The organism is Quisquiliibacterium sp. (genome assembly GCF_982640115.1).
Genome location: NZ_CEXFHW010000247.1, coordinates 1 through 4,396, shown reverse-complemented (window position 1 = coordinate 4,396; position 4,396 = coordinate 1). Strand labels below are relative to the sequence as shown.

Annotated in this window: 4 protein-coding genes; 2 read left to right on the top strand and 2 right to left on the bottom strand. The window is 73.0% G+C overall.

From position 1 onward, the window contains the following. Both AC2H6A_RS18170 and AC2H6A_RS18165 read left to right on the top strand, forming a co-directional pair. On the top strand, positions 1-796 hold a 796-nt coding region (locus AC2H6A_RS18170), incomplete at its 5' end, for an MlrC C-terminal domain-containing protein (protein WP_484275128.1). Positions 797-866: 70 nt separating this feature from the next. Next, the gene (locus tag AC2H6A_RS18165) at positions 867-2,393 is read left to right on the top strand and encodes an amidase (RefSeq protein WP_484275127.1); all 1,527 of its coding nucleotides are present in this window, start codon (positions 867-869) and stop codon (positions 2,391-2,393) included. Positions 2,394-2,468: 75 nt separating this feature from the next. Here the strand turns inward: AC2H6A_RS18165 and AC2H6A_RS18160 are convergent, their stop codons facing one another. Next, on the bottom strand, positions 2,469-3,758 hold the full coding sequence (locus AC2H6A_RS18160) for an MFS transporter (protein WP_484275126.1): 1,290 nt from the start codon (positions 3,756-3,758) through the stop codon (positions 2,469-2,471). Between the two features lie 19 nt (positions 3,759-3,777). After that, entirely contained in the window at positions 3,778-4,185 is a 408-nt protein-coding gene (locus tag AC2H6A_RS18155; RefSeq protein ID WP_484275125.1) for a GlcG/HbpS family heme-binding protein, read from the bottom strand. Between the last annotated feature and the right edge of the window lie 211 nt (positions 4,186-4,396).

Sequence of the window (4,396 nt, the reverse complement as noted above, 5' to 3'; positions counted from 1 at the left end):
CTTCCCGATGGCCGACTTCCCGGAATGCGGCATGTCGGTGGTCGGCTATGGCCACGACGAGCGGGCGGTGCAATCGGCGGTGGCCCAGCTCGCCGATGCGGTGAACTCGGCCGAGAAGGACTTCGCGCTCGAACTGCTCGAACCCGAGGAAGCGGTTCGCCGGGCGGCGGCGCGCGGCGAACCGGGCTCGCCGGTGGTGCTCGCCGACACGCAGGACAACCCCGGCGCCGGCGGCAATGGCGACACCGTGGGCCTGCTGCAGGCGCTGGTGGGTCAGCGCGCCGAAGGCGCGGTGCTGGGGCTGCTGATCGATGCGGACAGCGCCCGGCGTGCCCACGAGGCCGGCCAGGGAGCCACCCTGGAATTCGCGCTCGGCGCGGTCTCGGGCGTGCCCGGGCATCAGCCGCTGCGCGGGCGCTTCACCGTCGAGCGGCTGGGCGACGGCCAGTTCCGCTGCACCGGCCCGATGTTCAACGGCTTTCGCATGGCGCTCGGCCCGATGGCGCTGCTGCGCTCGGAACAGGCGCCCGGCGTGCGGGTGGCGCTGGCCTCGCGCAAGTGCCAGGCGGCCGACCAGGAGATGTTCCGTCATCTCGGCGTGGAGCCGGTCCGTCAGCGCGTGCTGGCGCTCAAGAGCTCGGTGCATTTCCGCGCCGACTTCCAGCCGATCTCGCGCGAGGTGCTGGTGGTGCGCTCACCCGGGCCGGCGCTGGCCGACCCGGTGGACTTCCCCTGGCGGCGCCTGCGACCCGGCATCCGGATGCGGCCGCTCGGGCCGGTGTTCAAGCCGGTCTGAAGCACGCCCGCCTCGCCCGTCGCCGCACGATCTCAGGACCGCACACCCTCTTCCCGAACCCGGAGCCGCCATGTCCGCCCGATCCCACTGGCCCGGCCGAGATGCCCTGGGCCTTGCCCATTGCATCGTCAGCGGCGAACTCAGCGCCCGCGAAGCCCTCGAGCATGCGATCTCGCTGGCCGCGCGCATCGATCCGGCTGTCAATGCGCTGTGCAACCCGGCCCATCAGCCGGCCCGTGCAGCAGCCGACGCGCTCGACGCCGAACTCGCACAGGCCCGGCGTCAGCCCGACGGGCTGGCAAGGCTGCGCCGAGAACGGCCCTTCCTGGGCGTGCCCATGCCCCTGAAAGACCTGGCCACCGCCGCGATCGGACTGCCCTCCACCATGGGATCGCGGCTCTTCGGGCGGCTGGAATGGCCGGTGGACAGCGCGCTGGTCAGCCGCTACCGGCGCGCCGGCTTCGTGCTGTTTTCGCGCAGCACCAGCCCCGAGATGGGCATCAGCCCGTCCACCGAGGCCGCCGCCTACGGCGGTGCCACCCGCAACCCCTGGAATCCCGCGCACAGCGCGGGCGGCTCCAGCGGCGGGGCGGCCGCGGCCGTGGCTGCCGGCATCGTGCCGATCGCCCATGCCTCCGACGGCGCGGGCTCGATCCGGATTCCGGCGGCCTGCTGCGGCCTGGTCGGGCTGAAGCCCACCCGAGGCCTGATCCCGAGCGGCCCCCTGGCCGGCGAAGGCTGGGGCGGCCTGGCCACCGAGCATGTGGTTTCGGTGTCGGTGCGCGACAGCGCCCAGGCACTGGCCTGCACCGCCGGCGCCGATCCGGGCGCGCCCTACAGCGCGCCGGCCTGGACAGATCCGATGTCCGCGGTGCTGGCCAACGGCGCCGGCCTGGGTCCCCTGCGGGTGGCCGTCATGGCCACCACCCTGGAAGGCGAGCCGGTGCACGCCGATGTGCGCGCGGCGGTGCTGGCCACCGGCCGGCTGCTCGAATCGCTCGGCCACAGCGTGGTCGAGGCGCGGCCGGCGCTGGGCACCCGCGAGATCGTCGAGCCGCTGATGAAGGTGGTGGCCAGCGGCACTGCGATGTCGATCGAGAACCACCTCGCGCGCCGGGGCCGGCCGTTGCAGGAAGGCGAACTCGAACCGACCACCCGCTCGGCCTGGGAGTACGGCCGCAGTCTGTCGGCGCCGCAGTACATGAGCGCGCTGGGCACGCTGCACGCGCTGAACCGGCGGGTGGCCGAGTTCTTCACCCCGGGCGGCGACGCGACCGCCGGCTACGACGTGCTGCTCTGTCCGGTGCTCGCCGAGCCGCCGGCGCTGCTTGGCCGCTGGGCGATGAGCAACCCCGACTTCGTCGACTACCGGCTCGGGCCCCGGGGCATCATCGGCTATTCGCCGTTCACGCCGCTGGCCAACATGACCGGCCAGCCGGCCGTCTCGATGCCGATGGGCACGAGTGCCACCGGGCTGCCGATCGGCGTGCAGCTGGTGGGCCGTTTCGGCGAGGACGCCCGGCTGCTGGCGCTGGCCGCGCAGATGGAGGCGGCCGAGCCCTGGATCGCCCGGCGCGCGCCGCTGGCCGGTACCTGAGCACGCAGGCGAGCGCTCGGTCAGGCGCCCGACCGGCGCCCAGACCCGCGCCCAGGCTGCCGTGCAGGCCAGCCTTCAGGCCGCCGCACGGCGGGCGCGATCGAGGTCGATGCCGCGCAGCACGCCCAGCGCGGCCACGAAGAACAGCCCGGTCACGCCGATGGCCAGGCGGTGGTTGCCGCCGGTGGCCCAGGTGACCGCGCCGTAGGTGAGCGGGCCGATGATCGCAGCCAGACGCACCGCCAGCGTCCACAGGCCGAAGAACTCGGCGGTGCGCTGCGCCGGCGCCATGGCCGCCACCATCGCCCGGCCACACGACTGGCTCGAGCCCATGCACAGCCCGGCGATGGCCGCAGCCACCCAGAACAGCGCCACCGAGGTGCCCAGGGCGGCCAGGGCCACCATCAGGATCCAGCCGAACAGGGTGAAGACCAGCGCACGCCGGTGGCCCAGGCGGTCCTGGGCATAGCCGAAGCCGAAGGCGCCGAGCGCCGCGGCGATGTTGACCAGGAAGATCAGGATCATGGTCTGCACCTGGGTGAAGCGCATGGCCTGCTCCGCGTAGACCGCAGCCAGCGCGATCACCACCGCAATCCCGGCCTGGTACAGGCAGCCGCACCAGAGCATGCGACGGAAGTCGGCGAACCGGGCCGACTCGCGCCAGGTGCGGCGCAGCCGCTGCAGACTGTCTTCGACCGGCCCGATCGGGCTCGCGCCCGGTCCGGCCGCGCGCTCGCGCAGCAGCAGGAAGGTGGGCAGGCAGGCCAGCGCATAGACCCCTGCGGTGATGGCCATGGTGAGCGGCACGAACTGCGCCGCGCCCTGCCCCCGGGCCTGCGCCGAAAGCACCACCGCCAGGCCCAGCCCGAGGGTGAGCATGCCGCCGAAGTAGCCGAAGCTCCAGCCCCAGCCCGAGACCTTGCCGAGCGCATGGGGCCGGGCGAGTTCGGGCAGGAAGGCGGCCACCACACCCTCGGCCAGACTGAAGAAGAAGTTGGAGACGACGATCGCGACCACCGCCAGGGCGATGTCGCCGGGCCCCACCCAGGCCAGCGCTGCGGTGGCCGCCACGCAGCCGATAGTGGCAGCACCCAGCACCCGCTTCTTGGCGCCATGGGCATCGGCCCAGGCCCCCACTGCCGGCGCCGCGACCATCACCAGCAGGCAGGAGAGCGAGAGCGCGGCTGTCCAGGCGAAGGTGGCCCAGGCCGCGCCCCCCGCCACCCCGCCCACGAAATAGGCGCTGAACACCGCGGTGAGCACCACCGTGGTGTAGCCGGAATTGGCGAAGTCGTACATCGCCCAGCCGAAGACCTCGCGCGGACGGACCCCGTCGTTGAGGGTGGACCGGTCGAAGAAGGCCACGGCGCGGGCCGGCGCGGCGTCAGGCGGTGAGCGCGGCGATGCCTGCCCGGGCAATCTGGGCGTCTTCGGTGGAGTTCACGCCCGAGACCCCGACCGCACCGATGCAATGGCCATCGACCATGATCGGCACGCCACCCTCGAGCAGACCGTCGAGCTGCGGCGCCGACAGGAAGGAGGTGCGCCCGTTGTTGATCATTTCCTCGTAGATGCGCGACTCGCGCTGGCCAAGGGCTGCGGTGCGCGCCTTGGCCGGCGCGATGTGCGCGGAGATGGGCGCGGTGCCGTCCAGGCGCTGCAGCCAGAGCGGGTGGCCGCCGGCATCGCAGATCGCGATCGCGACCGCCCAGCCATTGGCCACGGCATGGGCCTCGGCGGCGGCGGCAATGCGGCGGACATCGGCAAACTCCAGCGAAGGACGGCTGATCATCGGGGGCTCCAGACAGGGCGGAAAAGGGTGGCGGATTCTAGCCCGAGGCCGGCTTCGGCGGGTCGGCTTCACCGCCATCGAAGAGGTCTGCCCAGAAGCGCCCGACATAGGCCGCCCACTCGGCCAGGGCCTGGCGCGAGGTGTCGAGGGCGATGACCGAGGGCACGAGTTCGGCGCCGATCTCGTTGCGGCCCGAGCAGGAGCCGTGGGG